The organism is uncultured Azonexus sp. (assembly GCF_937982035.1).
GTDB lineage: Bacteria > Pseudomonadota > Gammaproteobacteria > Burkholderiales > Rhodocyclaceae > Azonexus.
Genome location: NZ_CALJNI010000020.1, coordinates 32,287 through 50,917, shown reverse-complemented (window position 1 = coordinate 50,917; position 18,631 = coordinate 32,287). Strand labels below are relative to the sequence as shown.

The window sequence follows — 18,631 nt, the reverse complement described above, 5'->3', positions numbered from 1 at the left end:
CGTGGTCGCACTCAATCCGCCGGTCTGCGATTTTGGTCAGCCGGCCCCCGATTTCCTGCTGCCGGCCACCGACGGCCGGCATTACCGCCTGACTGATTGCCGCGGCCCGAACGGCCTGCTGGTGATGTTCATCTGCAACCACTGCCCCTACGTCCAGGCGATCATCGACCGGCTCATCCGCGATTGTCGGGAACTCGCCGAACACGGCATCGGCAGCGTGGCGATCATGAGCAACGATACCGAGGCCTACCCGGACGACGCCTTTCCCAACATGAAGCGCTGGGCCGAGGAACTGGCCTTCCCCTTCCCTTACCTGTTCGACGCCGACCAGTCGGTGGCGCGGGCTTACGGTGCCGTATGCACACCGGACTTCTTCGGTTACAACGCCGGACTGGAACTCCAGTACCGCGGCCGGCTCGACGCCTCCGGGCGCAACCCCGGACCGGCGGACGCGCCACGCGAACTGTTCGAGGCCATGCGCATGATTGCCGCCGGCGGCCTGGGCCCGCAGCAGCAGACCGCATCGATCGGCTGTTCGATCAAATGGCGCAATACCTGAGCAAGCCACTGGGTCACCTTGGGTTATCATCCACCATTACCTTGACTCGACTGATCCGGCCTTGAACATCGACGACACCCTCTCGACTGCCGACAACTCCAGACTGCGGCTGACCTATCTGCAGGCCGTGGTATCGAGCATGCCGCAAGGGATCAGCGTCTTCGACGAAAACCTCAAGCTGCGCGTCTGGAACAAGGGCTTTGTCGAGATCGTCGGCCTGCCGCCGGAAATCGTCGTCGACGGCGTCAGTTTTTCCGACCTCATCCGCATTCCGGCGACCCGGGGCGAATACGGCATCGGCGACCCGGAATCCCATGTCCGGCGGATCACCGAGCTGGCCCTGAAATTCCAGCCGCACCGCTTCGAACGGACCCGACCGAACGGACGGACCCACCTGGTGCATGGCGAGCCCCTGCGGATCAACGGCCAACTGGCCGGATTCATCACCACCTACACCGACATCACCGAACGCAAATCGGCGGAAGAGCAGTTGCGGCACCAGCACGCGCTGCTGGAAACGGTGATCGAGGCCATCCCCTGCGCCGTCACGCTGTTCGACAGCAACCAGGAACTGCTGCTGCACAACCGGGAGTTCACCAAATTGCTGGAACTGCCCGACAGCCTGTTCGAAAACCCGCCGGTGACCATGGAGCGGATTTTCCGCTTCAACGCCGAACGCGGCGAATACGGCCCCGGCGACCCGGAGCAGATTGTCCGTTCGCTGATGACCCGCGCCCGCCACCCGGTCGCCCACCATTTCGAGCGCACCCGGCCGAACGGCCAGACCATCGACGTGCGCGGCGTGCCGCTGGACGACAACAGCCTGGTCACCATCTACACCAACGTCACCGAACGGCGCACCAGCGCCGAGCGCGAACAACTGGCCCAGGTCGTCTTCAACCACACCCCGGCCGGCATCATCGTCACCGACGAGAATTACCGCGTGCTGTCGCTCAATCCGGCAGCGTCGAGCATGACCGGACGCAACGCCGGCGAACTGCTCGGCACCTCGGTGCTCGACCTGGTGCTCGCCGACCCGGACTGGAAGCAGGATCAACTGCAGGCCAAGCTGTCCCTGCACGGCACCTGGCGCGGCGAAGTCTCGATGCAGCGCCACGACGGCCAGAGCTTCCCGGCCAGCCTGCGCACCAACCGCGTCGAGGAAAACAACGGCGGCCTGCCCCGGCACTACATCTGGATCTTCGCCGACATCACCGAGCGCAAGGAAGCCGAAGCGCGCATGCAGCACATCGCCCAGCATGATTCGCTGACCGGCCTGCCCAACCGCCTGTCGCTGCTCATGCGCCTGGCCCAGTTGCTGCCGGAAGCCCGCCGCCATGAGTGGAAAGTCGGGATCATGTTCATCGACCTCGACCGCTTCAAGATCATCAACGACACACTCGGTCACCAGGTCGGGGACGAACTGCTGCGCGAAGTGGCCTGCCGGCTGTCCAAGGTGGTGCGCGAAACCGATTTCGTGGCCCGCCTCGGCGGCGACGAATTCGTCGTCATCCTGCCCGGCATCAACAACCCGGCCGACGCGGCGCTGGTCGCCAGCAAGATCGTCAACGCACTGAGCACGCCGATCGAAGCCGAGGGCCATGAACTGCACACCAGCCCGTCGATCGGCATCAGCCTGTTCCCGGACGACGGCCCGGACGGCGACAGCATCCTGAAGAACGCCGACACCGCGATGTACCACGCCAAGGCGGCCGGCCGGAACAACTACCAGTTCTTCGCCGCCGACATGAACCAGCAGGCGACCGAACGTCTCGACATCGAGCGCAAGCTGCGCCACGCCATCAGCCGCAACGAACTGGCACTGGTGTACCAGCCGCAGTTCGCCTCGGACGGCAAGCATCCGACCGGCGTCGAAGCGCTGATCCGCTGGCACCACCCGAGCGACGGCATGATCCCGCCCGACCGTTTCATCCCGATCGCCGAAGAAACCGGAATGATCGTCGAGATCGGCGACTGGGTCATGCATACCGCCTGCCGCGAGATGAAGCACTGGATCGACAGTGGCCTCAAGCCGGTGCGTGTCGCCGTCAACGTCTCGGCCCGCCAGCTGCGCCGCCGCGACTTCTGCGAAACCGTTGCCGGCGCGCTGGCCGAATCCGGCCTGCCGGCCGAATTGCTGGAACTGGAAATCACCGAAAGCTCGGTGATGGAAAACCCGCAGGAAGCCATTCTCATCCTCGAACGTCTGGGCCGCATGGGCATCAGCCTGGCCATCGACGATTTCGGCACCGGCTATTCCTCGCTCGCCTACCTGAAGCTGTTCCCCATCGACCACCTGAAGATCGACCGCTCCTTCGTCCGCGACATCGAGCACGACCTCAACGACCGGGCCATCGCCTTCGGCACCATCGCGCTGGCGCATTCGCTCGGCCTCAACGTCATCGCCGAAGGCGTGGAAACGCCGGACCAGCTTGAATTGCTGCGCAGCAACGGCTGCGACGAGGTGCAGGGCTACCTGTTCAGCAAGCCGCTGACCAGCGGTGCCGCGTTCGCCTTCCTGCACGCCAACGGCCGGGCGGAGTAAAATTCCGGTTTTCACTTCCCGTCCGGAGTTCCCATGGCACAGCGCACGCTGGCTCGCTATCTGACCGAAGAGCATCGCAACAAGGGCCGCATCCCGGCCAATCTCAAGTTCCTGATCGAGGTCGTTTCGCGCGCCTGCCAGGCCATCTCGATTGCCATCGGCAAGGGCGGCCTCGGCGGTGTCCTCGGCGAAGCCGGCAGCGACAACATTCAGGGCGAAGCGCAGAAGAAGCTGGACGTGCTGTCCAACGAGATCCTGCTCGAAGCCAACGAATGGGGCGGTCACCTCGCCGCCATGGCCTCCGAGGAAATGGACCTGCCGCACCTGGTACCGCACCGTTTCCCCAAGGGCGAGTACCTGCTGACCTTCGACCCGCTCGACGGCTCGTCGAACATCGACGTCAATGTCTCGATCGGCACCATCTTCTCGGTCCTCAAGTGCCCGGATGGCGCCGACCTGTCCACCGCTGAAGCAGCCGAACAGGCCTTCCTGCAACCCGGCACCGCTCAGGTCGCGGCCGGCTACGCGGTTTATGGTCCGACGACCTTGCTGGTACTGACCGTCGGCGACGGCGTCGCGGTATTCACTCTGGACCGCGAACAGGGCCAGTTCGTGCTCACTCAGGAAAACGTGCAGATTCCCGCCGAAACCAAGGAATTCGCCATCAACATGTCGAACCAGCGGTTCTGGGAAGCCCCGGTCAAGCGCTATGTCGACGAAATGGTCGCCGGCAAGAGCGGCCCGCTGGGCAAGGACTACAACATGCGCTGGGTCGCCTCGATGGTCGCCGACGTGCATCGCATCATGACCCGCGGCGGCATCTTCATGTACCCGATGGATGAGAAGGTCCGCGCCCAGGGCGGCAAGCTGCGCCTGATGTACGAAGCCAACCCGATGGCCTTCCTCGTCGAACAGGCCGGCGGCGCCGCCACCACCGGCCGCCAGCGCATCCTCGACATCGCACCGGCGCACCTGCACCAGCGTGTCCCGGTGATTCTCGGTTCAAAAACCGAAGTCGACCGCGTCACCGCTTATCACAGCAACTAAAGACGCGCCACGGCGATTAGGGAATCTCCTAATTCGGTATTGAAGCAAATGGGCTGACCATGGCGTCTATCGATTCGCTTCGATAGACGCTGCATCAATCCGCCCTGCGTCTGCAGGGCATCAATACCGAGGAGACCCTTCATGGAAAGACGCAAGTTCCTGACCACCGCTTCGCTTGGCGCCGCTGCCGGCGCCGGCCTGCTGCTGAGTGGCTGCGGCAAGAAAGAAGAAGCACAAACCGCTGCCCCGGCCGCACCGGCTGTCGTCACCGGCGGTGAAACCATCCGCTGGCGCCTGGCTTCCAGCTTCCCGAAATCGCTCGACACCATCTACGGCGCTGCCGAAACCTTCTCCGCCAAGGTCAAGGAACTGTCCGGCGGCAAGTTCGAAATCTCCATCCACCCGGGTGGCGAGCTGGTTCCGCCGTTCGGCGTCCTCGACGCCGTCCAGCAGGGCACCGTCGAATGCGCCCACACCGCGCCGTACTACTTCTTCGGCAAGGACGAGAGCTTCGCGATGGACTGCACCATCCCGTTCGGTCTCAACTCCCGCCAGACCACGGCCTGGATGTTCCAGGGCAACGGCCTGAAGCTGCTGCGCGAACTCTACGCCCAGTACAACATCGTCAACTTCCCGATGGGCAACACCGGTGCCCAGATGGGCGGCTGGTACCGCAAGGAAATCAAGTCGCTGGCCGACATGAACGGCCTGAAGATGCGTATCGGCGGCTTCGGCGGTCGCATTCTCGCCGGCATCGGCGGTGTGCCGCAGAACATCCCGGCCGGTGAAATCTACCAGTCGCTGGAAAAGGGCACGATCGACGCAACCGAATGGATCGGCCCGTACGATGACCAGAAGCTCGGCCTGAACAAGGTTGCCGGCTACTACGCCTACCCGGCCTGGTGGGAAGGCGGCCCGCAGCTGACGCTGTACGTCAGCGACAAGGCCTACAACTCGCTGTCTGCCGAATACAAGGCGATCATCGAGTGCGCTTCGGCCTTCGCCCACGTCGACATGCAGGCCAAGTACGACGCCCGCAACCCGACCGCGCTGAAGGAACTAGTCGCCAGCGGCACCAAGCTGTTCCGCCTGCCGAAGGACGTCATGGACGCAGCCTTCAAGTACTCGCAGGAACACTACGCCGAACTGTCGGAGAAGAACCCGAACTGGAAGAAGATCTACGCCGACTACGAAGTTTTCCGCCGCGAGCAGCACCAGTGGTTCCGCTTCGCCGAAGCCGGTTTCGACAGCTACATGCAGGCCCAGAAGCTGTAAGCGAAACACCAGGCCACACAACCCGCAGCCAGTCTGCGGGTTTTTTTACGCCTGTCACCCAGCGCGCAGACGCAAAAAAGCCGCCCGGCGTTAGCGGGACGGCTTTTTCTTTCCTACGGATTCAACGCTGGGCGTCGCGCCGCATCTGTTCCATCAGGGCGGCGCCCGGGTCGGCCTGGGCGTCGGACGGTGCAGCCGGTTCCGGCAGGCCCGGATCATCGCCCCAGCCAGCCCCCCCCGCATCGAGCTCGATGGTGTTGAGATCGACCTTGACCTTCTCGTCCAGGTTGCCAGTCACCAGACCGGGATACATGATCAGCAGCGCAACCATGATCACCTGCAGGATGATGAAGGCAACGGCACCCTTGTAGATCTGCGGCGTCGTCAGCGGCTCAATCTGCTTGCCGGTGACCACATCCTTGTACGCCGTCCGGGCCGCGACGCTGCGCAGGTAGAACAGGGCAAAGCCGAAGGGCGGCGTCAGGAAGGAGGTCTGCAGGTTCATCGCGATCATGACGCCGAACCAGATCAGGTTGATGTCCATCTTCTCGGCGACCGGCGCCAGCAACGGCACGACGATGAAGGCGATCTCGAAGAAGTCGATGAACATGCCGAGGATGAAGACCAGCAGGTTCACGAACACCAGGAAACCGATCTGTCCGCCCGGCAGCTTGTCAAACAGATGCTCGACCCAGATGTGACCGTCGGCGGCGTTGAAGGTGAAGGAGAACACCGTCGAGCCGATCAGGATGAAGAGCACGAAGCAGGACAGGCGTGCGCTGTTGTCGAGCGCTTCCTTGAGCAGAACCATCGACAGCTGACGGCGCGACAGGGCCATGATCAGTGCACCGACCGCACCCATTGCCCCGCCCTCGGTCGGCGTGGCGATACCGAGGAAGATCGTGCCGAGCACCAGGAAAATCAGCACCAGCGGCGGAATCAGCGCAAAGGTCACGCGCTCGGCGAGCACCGAGAGCAGCCCGAGCTTGAGCTTCTTGTTGATGATCGCCAGCAACAGGGCGACGATACCGATCACCGACAGCGTGAAGATCACACGCTCGTCGAACGGCGCCTCGCCTTTCCTGCCGAACAGGCTGGCAGCAACACTGTTGTAGTTGAAGTAGAGCAAGGCACCGACCGCCCAGGAGCCGGCCGAGAGAATCCACAGGGACATTTGCCCGCTGCTGCCATTCGGCTCGCGATAGATACGCGCCTCGGGCGGCAGCGCCGGCACCCACTCAGGTTTGATAATCGCCAGGCCGACGATCAACAGCACATAAAGCCCGACCAGCATGAAGGCCGGAATCATTGCCCCCGCATACATGTCGCCCACCGAGCGACCCAACTGGTCGGCCATGACGATCAGCACCAGCGACGGGGGAATCGCCTGCGCCAGTGTGCCGGAAGCGGTAATCGTCCCGGCAGCGATGGCGCGGTTATAGCCGTAGCGCAACATGATCGGCAGCGAGATCAGACCCATCGCGATCACCGACGCGGCAACCACGCCGGTGGTCGCCGCCAGCAGCGCGCCGACGATGATCACGGCCAGCGCCAGACCACCGCGCAGGGGGCCGAAGACCTGGCCGATCGATTCAAGCAGATCCTCGGCCATGCCGCTTTTCTGCAGGATGATGCCCATCAGCGTGAAAAACGGGATCGCCAGCAGGGTGTCGTTCTGCATGATGCCGAACAAGCGGAGCGGCAATGCCTGGAACAGGGTAGAGGGGAACAGCCCAGCCTCCATGCCGATGGTGCCGAACAGCAGGCCGGTCGCGGCCAGGGCAAAAGCCACCGGGAAACCGGAAATGAGGAAAAGGATCAGCCCGACGAACATCAAGGGCACGAAGTATTCGACGATGAAGGCCATTAGCGCAGCTCCTCGCGGGCACGACCGGCGTGCTCCTCAATTTCATAGGAAAGTACCTCTTCCTCCGGCGCATGCGGGTTGTGGCCGATCGGATCGGGAATCAGGCCGGCGAGGAAGGCAAAACGCTTGATCAGTTCCGATGCGGCCTGCAACAGCAGCAAACCGAAACCCAGCGGCATCAGCAGGTACACCGGCCAACGGACCAGGCCGCCGGCATTCTGCGACATTTCGCCGCTGACCCAGGCACGATGGAACAAGGGCCAGGACAACTCGATGAAGACCACGCACAAGGGCGCGAGAATCAGCAGGATGCCGACAATATCGATGATATTTCGTACCCGCGGCGAGAAGCGGTTGGACAGGAAATCGATACGGACGTGGGCGTTCTTCAGGAACACATAACCCGCCCCCAGCATGAATACCGCCGAGAACAGGTACCACTGGATTTCAAGAAAGGCGTTCGACCCGATGTTCAGGGTCTTGCGCACCACCGCATTACCCGCGGATATCAGCACAGCCACCAGGACCAGCCAATAAATCAGGTTTCCCAAACGTTCGCTGAACGCGTCGATCAAACGCGACAGCTTGAGTAGAAGCTGCATGTCATCCTCCTAAGCCGCACGAAGGGCGGCATTTCAGCGACGCAGTCTACTCGCGGGCTCGGTCAGCCCAAATTAGGGATAGCCCTGACAGGCCCGAGCACCAATCAGCGGTAACCGCCCTCGTTGGCGTTGTGGATGATCCAGGTCAGGTAGTAACCGGAACCGAAGCCGGCCTGATTGGAAAAGATCAGACGTCCCTGGCCCTTGTACACCATCTCCCAGCGCGAACGGTCGCTGCCGAAATAGAAGGGAATGAAGGCCTTGCCAGTCACATAGGCACCCTGATCGGTCGGCTGCCCGGCGATATCGACGACCTGCTGCTGCGACATGCCGATGCGCAGGTTGGTGAAGCGGCTTTTCGCTGCCGGCACACCGGTGACTTCACCTTCCCAGTTATTGATCCCCTTGACCATGGTGCCCTGCCCTGACTCCACCTTGGTCGAGTCGGTAACCGGCTTGTTCTTCGAAAGATCGTAACCGTTCTTGCCAGCCGGCTTGGGCGCTGCCGTTTTTGTGGCGGCAGTCGGTGCCGCAGCCTTCTTTTCCGCAACCGGCGGCGCCGGCTCGGGCTTGGCCTCATCCTTCGGCTGGTTGGAGACACAACCGGCAAGCAGGCTCAGCAGAAGAACCGGTGCGGCAATGCGGGCATAGCGAATACGGCAAGTCGTCATGGCGGAATATTCCTGTCGTTGGCCTGAACAAGGGCGGCAGACGCCCCTCTGGCGGCAATTGTTGGTCGGATCATCATAACGCGCTGCGCATATCGCGCCAACCGTCCGGGGATGCCGGACACCGGCATGCCCCCGCGACGAGCCTATCCAAAACAGTGCTTTTCGCCGATAATTCGCGCTTTTCAGCAGGCTGGATTTCCGGAACATGAGCATCAGCATCCCTCCCAAATTCAATCCCCTGACCGGCGCCATCCGCGCCCTGGCCATGGATGCCGTGCAACAGGCCAACTCCGGTCACCCGGGCGCCCCGATGGGCATGGCCGAAATCGCCGAGGTGCTGTGGCGTCGCCACCTGCGCCACAATCCGGCGAATCCGGCGTGGCCCGACCGCGACCGCTTCGTGCTGTCGAACGGCCACGGCTCGATGCTGATCTACGCGCTGCTGCACCTGACCGGCTACGACGTCAGCATTGACGACCTGAAGAACTTCCGCCAGCTGCACGCCAAAACGCCGGGCCATCCGGAATACGGCTACACGCCGGGCGTCGAGACGACCACCGGGCCGCTCGGCCAGGGCATCACCAACGCCGTCGGCTTCGCGCTGGCCGAGAAGGTGCTGGCCGCCGAGTTCAACCGCCCCGGCCACGACATCGTCAATCACCACACCTACACCTTCCTTGGCGACGGCTGCCTGATGGAAGGCGTCTCCCACGAGGCCTGCTCGCTCGCCGGCACGCTCGGCCTGGGCAAGTTGATCGCCTTCTGGGACGATAACGGCATCTCGATTGATGGCCACGTCGAAGGCTGGTTCACCGACGACACGCCGAAGCGCTTCGAAGCCTACGGCTGGCACGTCGTCGCCAATGTCGACGGCCACGACCCGGAAGCCATCGAACGCGCCCTGCTCGCCGCCAAGGCGGTGACCGACAAGCCCAGCCTGATCTGCTGCCGCACCGTGATCGGCGCCGGCTCGCCGAACAAGCAGGGCAGCCACGACTGCCACGGCGCACCGCTGGGCAAGGACGAAATCGCCGCAGCCCGCGCCTACATCGGCTGGAACCATCCGCCGTTCGAAATCCCGGGCGACGTGTACGCCGCCTGGAACGGCAAGGTCCGCGGTGCCGCCTTCGAGGAAAACTGGCAACGCCGTTTCGCCAAATACCAGGCCGAATTCCCCGAACTGGCCGCCGAATTCGAGCGTCGCGTGCTCAAGGGCGAACTGCCGGCCACCTGGGAAGCGACCAAGGCCGCCTACCTGCAGGCCTGCCGCGACAAGGCCGAGAATATCGCCACCCGCAAGGCCTCGCAGAACGCCATCGCCGCGCTGGTCCCGGCGATTCCGGAAATCTTCGGCGGCTCGGCCGACCTGGCCGGTTCCAACCTGACCTTCGTCAAAGGCAGCAAGGGCGTCACCCGCACCGAAGGCGGCAACTACTGCTACTACGGCGTGCGCGAATTCGGCATGACGGCGATCGCCAACGGCATCGCGCTGCACGGCGGCCTGATCCCCTACACCGCCACCTTCCTGGTTTTCTCGGACTACGCCCGCAACGGCATCCGCATGGCGGCGCTGATGAAGCAGCGCCAGATCATGGTTTATACCCATGACTCCATCGGTCTCGGCGAGGACGGCCCGACGCACCAGCCGGTCGAGCACATCCCGTCGATGCGCATCATCCCGAACCTGGATGTCTGGCGCCCGGCCGACGCGACCGAAACCGCCATCGCCTGGATTTCCGCGGTCGACCGCAAGGACGGCCCGAGCCTGCTCGCCCTGTCGCGCCAGAACCTGCCGACGGTGACGCAGAACGCCGCCGACGCCGACATCGCCAAGGGCGGCTACGTGCTGGCCGAAAACGCCGATGCGCAGATCACCCTGATCGCCACCGGCTCCGAAGTCAAACTGGCGCTCGACGCCCAGGCCGCACTGGCCGCCGAAGGCATTGCCGCGCGCGTCGTCTCGATGCCCTGCACCAATGTCTTCGACCGCCAGAGCGACGACTACAAGGCTTCGGTGCTCGGCACCTGCAAGAAGCGCATCGCCATCGAAGCGGCGCACCCGGATTTCTGGCGCAAGTACGTCGGCCTGCACGGCGCCGTGATCGGCATCGACCGCTTCGGCGAATCGGCGCCGGCCGGCCAGTTGTTCGAAATGTTCGGCTTCACCGTCGGCAATGTCGTCGCCACGGCGAAAAGCCTGTTGTCCTGATTTCAATACATCCAACGCAGAGAGGAAATAGATCCATGGCTATCAAGGTTGCAATCAACGGTTTCGGTCGTATCGGTCGCTGCACGCTGCGCGCCATTTACGAGCAGGGATTGCAGAGCGAGTTCGACGTCGTCGCCATCAACGCCTCCGGCGACCTGGCGACCAACGCCCACCTGCTGAAGTACGACACGACGCACGGCCGGTTCACGACCAGCGTCGAAACCGAAGGCGAGAACTGCATCATCATCGACGGCAAGAAGATCGCCTTCTACTCGACCAAGAACCCCAAGGACATCAACTGGGCCGACCACGGCGTCGACGTCCTGCTCGAATGCACCGGCGCCTACACCTCCAAGGCCAAGGCTCAGGCGCTGCTGGAACAGGGCGCCAAGCGCGTGCTGATTTCCGCGCCGGGCGGTGACGACGTCGACGGCACCATCGTCATGGGCGTCAACGAAAGCATCCTGACCCAGGCGATGACGGTTGTTTCCAACGCCTCGTGCACGACCAACTGTCTGGCCCCGGTGGCCAAGGTGCTGTCCGACGCCATCGGCATCAAGTCCGGCCTGATGACCACGGTGCACGCCTACACCAACGACCAGGTCACGGTGGACGTCCGCCACAAGGACCTGCGCCGCGCCCGCGCCGCTGCCGCCAACATCATCCCGACCAAGACCGGCGCCGCCAAGGCCGTCGGCCTGGTGCTGCCGCAGCTGGTCGGCAAGTTCGACGGCTTCGCGCTGCGCGTGCCGACGATCAACGTGTCCCTCGTCGATTTGACCTTCACTGCCGAGCGCGCCACCACCAAGGAAGAAATCAACGAACTGATGACCAAGGCGGCCAACGGCCCGCTCAAGGGCATCATGGCGGTCAACACCGAGCCGCTGGTGTCGTCGGACTTCAACCACACCACCGTGTCGTCGACCTTCGACGCGACGCAGACCCGCGTGCTCAAGGCCGAAGACGGCTCGACGCTGGTCAAGGTGCTGGCCTGGTACGACAACGAGTGGGGCTACTCCTGCCGCATGCTCGACGCTGCCCGCGCCTGGATGGCCGCCAAGTAAGGCGCCCCAGCGCAACGAAGAACCGCCGGCCAGCCCGGCGGTTTTTTTATGCCTTGCCAGCCACCGTGGCCATGCTGTTGGCCATGATCGTCGCCAGCCGTTCGGCGGAGAATTGCACGTCGGGCACCGCAACGATTTCATTGCCCGGGCGTAGCGGCTGATCCATCGCCGACTGCTCGCCTTCATCCTTGCGCTCAAGCAGGCGCTCACGCACCTTCTGGGCAATCATGGCCTCGGCGGCCAGGCGTTCGGCCGGCGGCATCGCCGCCAGTTTCTCCTCGGTCAGCCCCATTTCCTTCATTACCGCTTCGCGCAGATGCACTTCCAGCGGCTTTTCCAGGAAATCGACGAGTTCCTTGACCAGATTCGCCCTCGCCTCGCGTGCCGCCTCGATGCGTTCGGCCTCGGTCGGCTGGCGCTTGGCCTCGCCCCTGGCAGCACCTTCCTGCGCCGCCATGGCATCGGCCATCGCGGCCGAAAAATCCCCCGCCGCCCCGGTCGGCGCACTGCCGCCGAGACCGATTGCCGCCCCCGCATAATCCGTTCCGATTTTCATATCGTCCTCGCCTGAAACAAATCGACCAGCGCTTCATGCAAATAGCGTACCCAGCACAGGACCGCGGCGCTTCGGGCGTTTTTTTACACCCACCGGCGCAAACGCTCGGCAGAAATTGCCGGCAAACCGCCAGGCCTCAGCAGAAGTACATGCCGAATTCAGACATCCTGACCGTTTAGCAATGTTCAGTCAGTCTGCATCGCTGTAAAATCACCACTTTCATCCTAGTGCCAATCCCGGCCCGTGCCTGCGCCCACTCCCGCGACATCCTCGCCATTGCGTCTTGCCATCAACGGCTACGGTCGCATCGGTCGCTGCTTCCTGCGCGCCCTGCACGAAGGCGATGCCCGCCGGCGTTTCGAGGTCGTTGCCATCAACGAACCGGCCAACCTCGACAGCATCGCCTACCTGACCCGCTACGATTCGACGCACGGGCGCTTCCCCGCCGAAATCGGCCTGGGCGAACGCAAACTGTTCGTCGATGGCCAACCGATCGCCGTCAGCCATGCGCGCACGCCGGAAGATGTGGACTGGTCCGAGCACGGCATCGACCTGCTGGTTGAATGCTCCGGCGCCTATGGCCGCCGCGATGAACTGAACCGTTTCCTCGCCGCCGGCTGCCCGCGCCTGCTGCTGTCGCACCCCGGCCACAGCGCCGAGGACGTCGACGCGACCATCGTCGCCGGCATCAACCAGGACGAGCTGAACGGCAGCCAGCGCCTGGTCTCGGCAGCATCCTGCACGACCAATGCCATCGTGCCGGTACTCGACCTGCTCGACCGCGAAATCGGCGTCGACCAGGCGCTGCTGACCACGCTGCACTCGGTCATGAACGACCAGCCGCTGATCGACGGTTATCACCACGACGACCTGCGCCGCACCCGTTCCGCCATGCAGTCGATCATCCCGGTATCGACCGGTCTGGCACGCGGCGTCGAGCGCCTGCTGCCGCAACTGGCCGGCCGCGTACACGCCAAGGCGATCCGGGTGCCGACGCTGAATGTCTCGGCGATCGACCTGACCCTGCACACCCGCCAGGCGGTTTCGGCCAAGACCATCAACCGCCTGCTCGCCGATGCCGCCGCCGGGCCGTTGAGCCGGCGCCTGGCCTGGTCCGATCAGGCGCACGCCTCGATCGACTTCAACCACGACCCGCATTCGGCCATCGTCGACGGCAGCCAGACCCGCACCGCCGGTAACCATCTGGTGAATCTCTTCGTCTGGTTCGACAACGAATGGGGATTCGCCAACCGCATGCTCGAAGTCGCCGACCACTGGTCGCGCCACTGGACCGATCAACAATAAAACCCACCTTCTGGAGAAGACCATGAACGTCATCAAACTGACCGACCTCGATGTTTCCGGCAAGCGCGTTTTCATCCGCGCCGACCTCAACGTACCGCAGGACGAAGCCGGGAACATCACCGAGGACACCCGCATCCGTGCCTCGCTGCCGTCGATCCGCTACTGCCTGGAAAAGGGGGCGGCGGTGATGATCACCTCGCACCTCGGCCGCCCGACCGAAGGCGAACTGACGCCCGAAGACAGCCTGATGCCGGTCGCCGTCCGTCTCGGCCAGATGCTGCACCAGCCGGTGCGCCTGATCGCCGACTGGGTCGACGGCGGATTCGAGGTCAAGCCGGGCGAAGTCGTGCTGCTCGAGAACTGCCGCGTCAACAAGGGCGAGAAGAAGAACAACGACGAACTGGCGCAGAAAATGGCCAAGCTCTGCGACATCTACGTCAACGACGCCTTCGGCACCGCCCACCGCGCCGAAGCGACCACCCACGGCATGGCCAAATACGCACCGGTCGCCTGCGCCGGCGTGCTCATGGGCGCCGAAATCGACGCCCTGTCCAAGGCCCTGCACGCCCCCAAGCGCCCGCTGGTGGCCATCGTCGGCGGCTCCAAGGTGTCGTCCAAGCTGACCATCCTCAAGTCGCTGGCCGACAAGGTCGACCAACTGATCGTCGGCGGCGGCATCGCCAACACCTTCCTGCTCGCCTCCGGCAAGCGCATCGGCGAATCGCTGGCCGAGCCGGACCTGGTCAAGGAAGCCCACGCGATCATGGACATGATGAAGGAACGCGGTGCCGAAGTGCCGCTGCCGACCGACGTCGTCGTCGCCGACGAAGTCTCGGCCCTGGCCCGTGCCAACAAGATATCGATCGACGATGTCGGCGCTCACGACCGCATTCTCGACGTCGGGCCCAAGACCGCCGTCAAGCTCGCCGAGATCATCGCCAATGCCGGCACCATCGTCTGGAACGGCCCGGTCGGCGTCTTCGAACTTCCGCAGTTCGCCGGCGGCACCAAGATGATGGCCTCCGCCATCGCCCACTCCGAGGCCTTCTCGATCGCCGGCGGCGGCGATACGCTGGCCGCCATCGCCAAGTTCCACATCGCCGACGACGTCGGCTACATCTCGACCGGCGGCGGTGCCTTCCTCGAATTCCTCGAAGGCAAGACGCTCCCGGCCATCGCCGTCCTCGAAGAGCGCGCCGCCGGCTGACCGCCATGAGCGACAAGCGCCGCATCCTGATCGTCGATCCGTCACGGGTGGCCAGGACGGCGCTCGTCAAGCACCTGCGCGATGACTTCGACATCCGCGAGGAAAGCGACGGCGAATCGGCCTGGCAGACGCTGGTCCTTGATGCCTCGATCGTCGCCGTCGTGTCGGCGATCAGCCTGACCCGGACCAGCGGCTACGAACTGCTCTCCCGGCTGCGCGAAAACCGTTTGCAGCGTCTCAGCGACATGCCGTTCTTCCTGCTCATTTCCAAGGATGAAACAGCCCCCAACCGCGACCAGGCCAAGGATCGCGGCGTCAGCGACTTCATCGTCCGCGGCATGGCCGGCAACGAGATTCGTCAGCGCATCGGCCGCCTGGTCAACTGGGATATTTCGTCCAACCTCGGTCTTCCCGACAGCCGCCGCGACGACGCCGACGAACCTTTCCCCGGCCGCACGCCGATCTGCCGCAAACTGTGCGCCGACATTGCCGCGCACGCACCGGAAGAGAACTTCTCCGCCTGCTGCGTCGCCCTCGGCATCGAAAACGAACAATGCCTGATCGACCGCTTCGGCACGGAAACCATGGTCGACATCGGCAAACGCATCGCCCGGGTGATCGGCGAAAAAATCGGTCGCCACGACATGATCGGCCACACCGGCGACTCCAGCTACGTGATCGTCTCGCCGGGCACCAGCCAGGCCACCGCCATCGCCTTCGCCCAGCGCGTCTGTCGCGCCTTCAGCGAGCGCAAGATCACCATCGGCGACCAGCAGACGCGGATCAACCTGAGCGCCGGCATCGCCGCTTCGCCCGCTGATGGCGAACGCTCCGCGGCACAGCTGATCGACCTGGCGCTGGCACGCCTCGACCTGGCCCGCAAGACACCGGGCAATCCCATCGTCGCCCGTGACCCCGAGCCGGACGATCCCTTCGTCCGCATGCAGGCACTGCTGCGCCAGGACGACATCGCCCAGCGCCTGGGCCAGGCCGGCCTGGAACTACTCCCGATGATGCACCTGTTCGAACAACAGTTCCGCCTCGGCCTGCCCCTGGCGGAAATGGAAGCCCATTTCCGGAAACACGCCGGCAACGAAACTCCTTCAGCATAGCCGGGCCGCCCGGCCAGACAACGACCCAAGAGACAAACCATGACCCGCCACACCAAGATCGTCGCCACCCTCGGCCCCGCCTCGTCCTCCCCGGAGGTTCTTGAACGCATGGTCGAGGCCGGAATCGACGTCGTCCGCATGAATTTCTCGCACGGCACCGCCGCCGACCACAAGGCCCGTGCCGAAGGCATCCGCGCTGCCGCCGCCAAGCACGGCCGGATCGTCGGCATCCTCGGCGACCTGCAGGGCCCGAAAATCCGCGTCGGCAAGTTCGAGAACAACAAGATCACGCTCGCCCAGGGCGACGGCTTCATCCTCGACGCCGCCTGCAAGCTCGGCACCCAGGAACGCGTCGGTCTCGACTACAAGGACTTGCCCAAGGACGTGCGTCCCAACGACATCCTGCTGCTCGACGACGGCCGCCTCAAACTGACGGTCGAGGCCGTGCGCGGCACGGAAATCCATACCCGCGTGCTGGTCGGCGGCGAGTTGTCGAACAACAAGGGCATCAACCGCCAGGGCGGCGGCCTGACCGCGCCGGCACTGACCGCCAAGGACATGGAAGACATCCGCACCGCCGCCGAGATCGGTGTCGATTTCGTCGCCGTCTCCTTCCCCAAGAGCGCCGCCGACATGTACATGGCCCGCCAGCTGCTGCGCGCCGCCGGCAGCGATGCGGTGCTGATCGCCAAGATCGAACGGGTCGAAGCCGTTGAAAACATGGCCGAGATCCTCGATGCCTCCGACGGCGTCATGGTCGCCCGCGGCGACCTCGCGGTCGAAGTCGGCGACGCCGCCGTGCCGGCGCTGCAGAAGAAGATGATCCGCATGGCGCGCGACAAGAACAAGCTGACCATCACCGCGACGCAGATGATGGAATCGATGATCCACTCGCCGGTGCCGACCCGCGCCGAAGTCTCCGACGTGGCCAACGCCGTGCTCGACGGCACCGACGCCGTCATGCTGTCGGCCGAAACCGCCGCCGGCAAGTACCCGGTCGAAGTCGTCGAATCGATGGCCCGCATCTGCGTCGAGGCCGAACGCTCGGCCGAAGTCACGCTCGACCGCGAATTCCTCGACCGCATCTTCACCCGCATCGACCAGTCGATTGCCATGGCCGCGATCTGGACCGCGCACCACCTCAAGGTCAAGGCCATCGCCGCGCTCACCCAGTCCGGCTCGACCGCGCTGTGGATGAGCCGCCTGAACTGCGGCGTGCCGATCTATGCACTGACGCCGGACGTTGTTTCGCTGTCGCGCATGGCCCTGTTCCGCGAAGTCCGCCCGCTGCTGATGGCCCAGCAGCACACCGAGCGCGAACAGTTGCTGGCCGAAGCCGAGAGCCTGCTGATCGAACGCGGCGTGGTCGAGATCGGCGACCTGATCGTGCTCACCATCGGCGAGCCGATCGGCAGCATCGGCGGCACCAATACGCTGAAGATCGTCCGCGTCGGCGACCACCTGAACACCCAGCCGTAATAAAATAGCGGGCTGATCCCGAAACTTACCGAACACAGGAGTTCCCATGCCGCTCGTTTCCCTGCGCCAACTGCTCGACCACGCCGCCGAGCACGATTACGGCCTGCCCGCCTTCAACGTCAACAACATGGAACAGGTCTGGGCGATCATGGAAGCGGCCAGCCAGCTCGACGCGCCGGTGATCATGCAAGCCTCGGCCGGCGCCCGCAAATACGCCGGCGAACCCTTCCTGCGCCACCAGATCCTGGCTGCGCTCGAAGCCTACCCGCACATCCCGGTGGTCATGCACCAGGACCACGGCCAGAGCCCGGCGGTGTGCATGGCCGCGATCAAGTCCGGCTTCTCGTCGGTGATGATGGACGGCTCGCTGGAAGCCGACGGCAAGACCGTCGCCAGCTACGAATACAACGTCGAAGTCACCCGCAAGGTGACCGAACTGGCGCACAGCATCGGCGTTTCGGTCGAAGGCGAACTCGGTGTGCTCGGTTCGCTTGAAACCATGAAGGGCGACAAGGAAGACGGCCACGGCGCCGACGGCGTGATGACCCGCGAACAACTGCTGACCGATGTCGAGCAGGCCGCCGACTTCGTCCGCCAGACCAACTGCGACGCGCTCGCCATCGCCATCGGCACCAGCCACGGCGCCTACAAGTTCACCAAGAAGCCGACCGGCGACATCCTCGCCATCGACCGCATCGCCGAAATCCACGCGCGCATCCCGAACACCCACCTGGTCATGCACGGCTCCTCCAGCGTGCCGCAGGAACTGCTCGAAGAAATCCGCCAGTTCGGCGGCGACATGAAGGAAACCTACGGCGTGCCGGTCGAGGAAATCGTCAAGGGCATCAAGCACGGCGTGCGCAAGGTCAACATCGACACCGACATCCGCCTGGCGATGACCGGCGCGGTCCGTCGCTACCTGTTCGAGAACCCGTCCAAGTTCGACCCGCGCGACTACCTCAAGCCGGCCCGCGAAGCCGCCAAGAAAATCTGCCTCGCCCGCTTCGAAGCCTTCGGCTGCGCCGGCCAGGCCAGCAAGATCAAGCCGCTGTCGCTGGACAAGATGGCCGAGCGCTACGCCAAGGGCGAGCTGAACCAGGTCGTTCGCTGAGCCGGCTCATTCAGCAATCAAC

15 protein-coding genes are annotated in these 18,631 nt (G+C 64.2%); 11 read left to right on the top strand and 4 right to left on the bottom strand.

Annotated elements, in window-relative coordinates:
- The first annotated feature begins 1 nt into the window (after window position 1).
- The 4 genes from Q0799_RS13730 to Q0799_RS13715 all read left to right on the top strand — a co-directional run bounded on the left by Q0799_RS13730 (window position 2) and on the right by Q0799_RS13715 (window position 5,426).
- The gene (locus Q0799_RS13730; protein WP_298399346.1) at window positions 2-559 is read left to right on the top strand and encodes a thioredoxin family protein; all 558 of its coding nucleotides are present in this window, start codon (window positions 2-4) and stop codon (window positions 557-559) included.
- 61 nt (window positions 560-620) lie between these two features.
- Window positions 621-3,104, top strand: a complete 2,484-nt coding sequence (locus tag Q0799_RS13725; RefSeq protein ID WP_298399344.1) for an EAL domain-containing protein — start codon at window positions 621-623, stop codon at window positions 3,102-3,104.
- Window positions 3,105-3,137: 33 nt separating this feature from the next.
- A complete protein-coding gene (locus Q0799_RS13720) occupies window positions 3,138-4,151 on the top strand; it encodes a class 1 fructose-bisphosphatase (protein ID WP_298399342.1) in 1,014 nt (337 codons plus the stop codon).
- 141 nt (window positions 4,152-4,292) lie between these two features.
- A complete protein-coding gene (locus Q0799_RS13715; protein WP_298399341.1) occupies window positions 4,293-5,426 on the top strand; it encodes a TRAP transporter substrate-binding protein in 1,134 nt (377 codons plus the stop codon).
- 121 nt (window positions 5,427-5,547) lie between these two features.
- Here the strand turns inward: Q0799_RS13715 and Q0799_RS13710 are convergent, their stop codons facing one another.
- The 3 genes from Q0799_RS13710 to Q0799_RS13700 form a co-directional block, all read right to left on the bottom strand.
- Window positions 5,548-7,293 carry a TRAP transporter large permease subunit gene (locus Q0799_RS13710; protein WP_298399340.1) on the bottom strand — a complete coding sequence of 582 codons (1,746 nt, stop codon included), beginning with the start codon at window positions 7,291-7,293 and terminating at the stop codon, window positions 5,548-5,550.
- Entirely contained in the window at window positions 7,293-7,895 is a 603-nt protein-coding gene (locus Q0799_RS13705; protein ID WP_298399338.1) for a TRAP transporter small permease subunit, read from the bottom strand. Before Q0799_RS13705 ends, Q0799_RS13710 begins: the two co-directional genes overlap by 1 nt.
- 104 nt (window positions 7,896-7,999) lie before the next feature.
- Complete coding sequence (locus Q0799_RS13700; RefSeq protein ID WP_298399336.1) at window positions 8,000-8,566, bottom strand: hypothetical protein; 567 nt, start codon at window positions 8,564-8,566, stop codon at window positions 8,000-8,002.
- Window positions 8,567-8,771: 205 nt separating this feature from the next.
- Between Q0799_RS13700 and tkt the strand changes: the two genes are divergently transcribed.
- Both tkt and gap read left to right on the top strand, forming a co-directional pair.
- Complete coding sequence (gene tkt / locus Q0799_RS13695) at window positions 8,772-10,775, top strand: transketolase (protein WP_298399334.1); 2,004 nt, start codon at window positions 8,772-8,774, stop codon at window positions 10,773-10,775.
- Between the two features lie 35 nt (window positions 10,776-10,810).
- Window positions 10,811-11,839 carry a type I glyceraldehyde-3-phosphate dehydrogenase gene (gene gap, locus Q0799_RS13690; protein WP_298399332.1) on the top strand — a complete coding sequence of 343 codons (1,029 nt, stop codon included), beginning with the start codon at window positions 10,811-10,813 and terminating at the stop codon, window positions 11,837-11,839.
- A gap of 46 nt (window positions 11,840-11,885) precedes the next feature.
- Here the strand turns inward: gap and Q0799_RS13685 are convergent, their stop codons facing one another.
- Complete coding sequence (locus Q0799_RS13685; protein ID WP_298399329.1) at window positions 11,886-12,395, bottom strand: hypothetical protein; 510 nt, start codon at window positions 12,393-12,395, stop codon at window positions 11,886-11,888.
- A gap of 243 nt (window positions 12,396-12,638) precedes the next feature.
- Between Q0799_RS13685 and Q0799_RS13680 the strand changes: the two genes are divergently transcribed.
- The 5 genes from Q0799_RS13680 to fba are packed head-to-tail and all read left to right on the top strand — an operon-like array spanning window position 12,639 to window position 18,609.
- Window positions 12,639-13,700, top strand: coding sequence for a glyceraldehyde 3-phosphate dehydrogenase NAD-binding domain-containing protein (locus tag Q0799_RS13680; protein WP_298399327.1), 1,062 nt, complete (start codon window positions 12,639-12,641; stop codon window positions 13,698-13,700).
- Between the two features lie 22 nt (window positions 13,701-13,722).
- Window positions 13,723-14,907, top strand: coding sequence for a phosphoglycerate kinase (locus tag Q0799_RS13675; RefSeq protein ID WP_298399324.1), 1,185 nt, complete (start codon window positions 13,723-13,725; stop codon window positions 14,905-14,907).
- A gap of 5 nt (window positions 14,908-14,912) precedes the next feature.
- Entirely contained in the window at window positions 14,913-16,019 is a 1,107-nt protein-coding gene (locus Q0799_RS13670; RefSeq protein WP_298399322.1) for a diguanylate cyclase, read from the top strand.
- 39 nt (window positions 16,020-16,058) lie between these two features.
- Entirely contained in the window at window positions 16,059-17,498 is a 1,440-nt protein-coding gene (pyk, locus tag Q0799_RS13665) for a pyruvate kinase (protein ID WP_298399320.1), read from the top strand.
- Between the two features lie 46 nt (window positions 17,499-17,544).
- Entirely contained in the window at window positions 17,545-18,609 is a 1,065-nt protein-coding gene (gene fba / locus Q0799_RS13660) for a class II fructose-bisphosphate aldolase (protein WP_298399316.1), read from the top strand.
- Window positions 18,610-18,631: the final 22 nt, after the last annotated feature.

Bases quoted from the DNA above. Each gene is read 5' to 3' on its own strand.
- tkt (WP_298399334.1), top strand. From the start codon at position 8,772: ATGAGCATCAGCATCCCTCCCAAATTCAATCCCCTGACCGGCGCCATC.
- gap (WP_298399332.1), top strand. From the start codon at position 10,811: ATGGCTATCAAGGTTGCAATCAACGGTTTCGGTCGTATCGGTCGCTGC.
- Q0799_RS13715 (WP_298399341.1), top strand. From the start codon at position 4,293: ATGGAAAGACGCAAGTTCCTGACCACCGCTTCGCTTGGCGCCGCTGCC.
- Q0799_RS13710 (WP_298399340.1), bottom strand. From the start codon at position 7,293: ATGGCCTTCATCGTCGAATACTTCGTGCCCTTGATGTTCGTCGGGCTG.
- Q0799_RS13675 (WP_298399324.1), top strand. From the start codon at position 13,723: ATGAACGTCATCAAACTGACCGACCTCGATGTTTCCGGCAAGCGCGTT.
- Q0799_RS13685 (WP_298399329.1), bottom strand. From the start codon at position 12,395: ATGAAAATCGGAACGGATTATGCGGGGGCGGCAATCGGTCTCGGCGGC.
- Q0799_RS13670 (WP_298399322.1), top strand. From the start codon at position 14,913: ATGAGCGACAAGCGCCGCATCCTGATCGTCGATCCGTCACGGGTGGCC.
- Q0799_RS13700 (WP_298399336.1), bottom strand. From the start codon at position 8,566: ATGACGACTTGCCGTATTCGCTATGCCCGCATTGCCGCACCGGTTCTT.
- pyk (WP_298399320.1), top strand. From the start codon at position 16,059: ATGACCCGCCACACCAAGATCGTCGCCACCCTCGGCCCCGCCTCGTCC.
- fba (WP_298399316.1), top strand. From the start codon at position 17,545: ATGCCGCTCGTTTCCCTGCGCCAACTGCTCGACCACGCCGCCGAGCAC.
- Q0799_RS13720 (WP_298399342.1), top strand. From the start codon at position 3,138: ATGGCACAGCGCACGCTGGCTCGCTATCTGACCGAAGAGCATCGCAAC.
- Q0799_RS13705 (WP_298399338.1), bottom strand. From the start codon at position 7,895: ATGCAGCTTCTACTCAAGCTGTCGCGTTTGATCGACGCGTTCAGCGAA.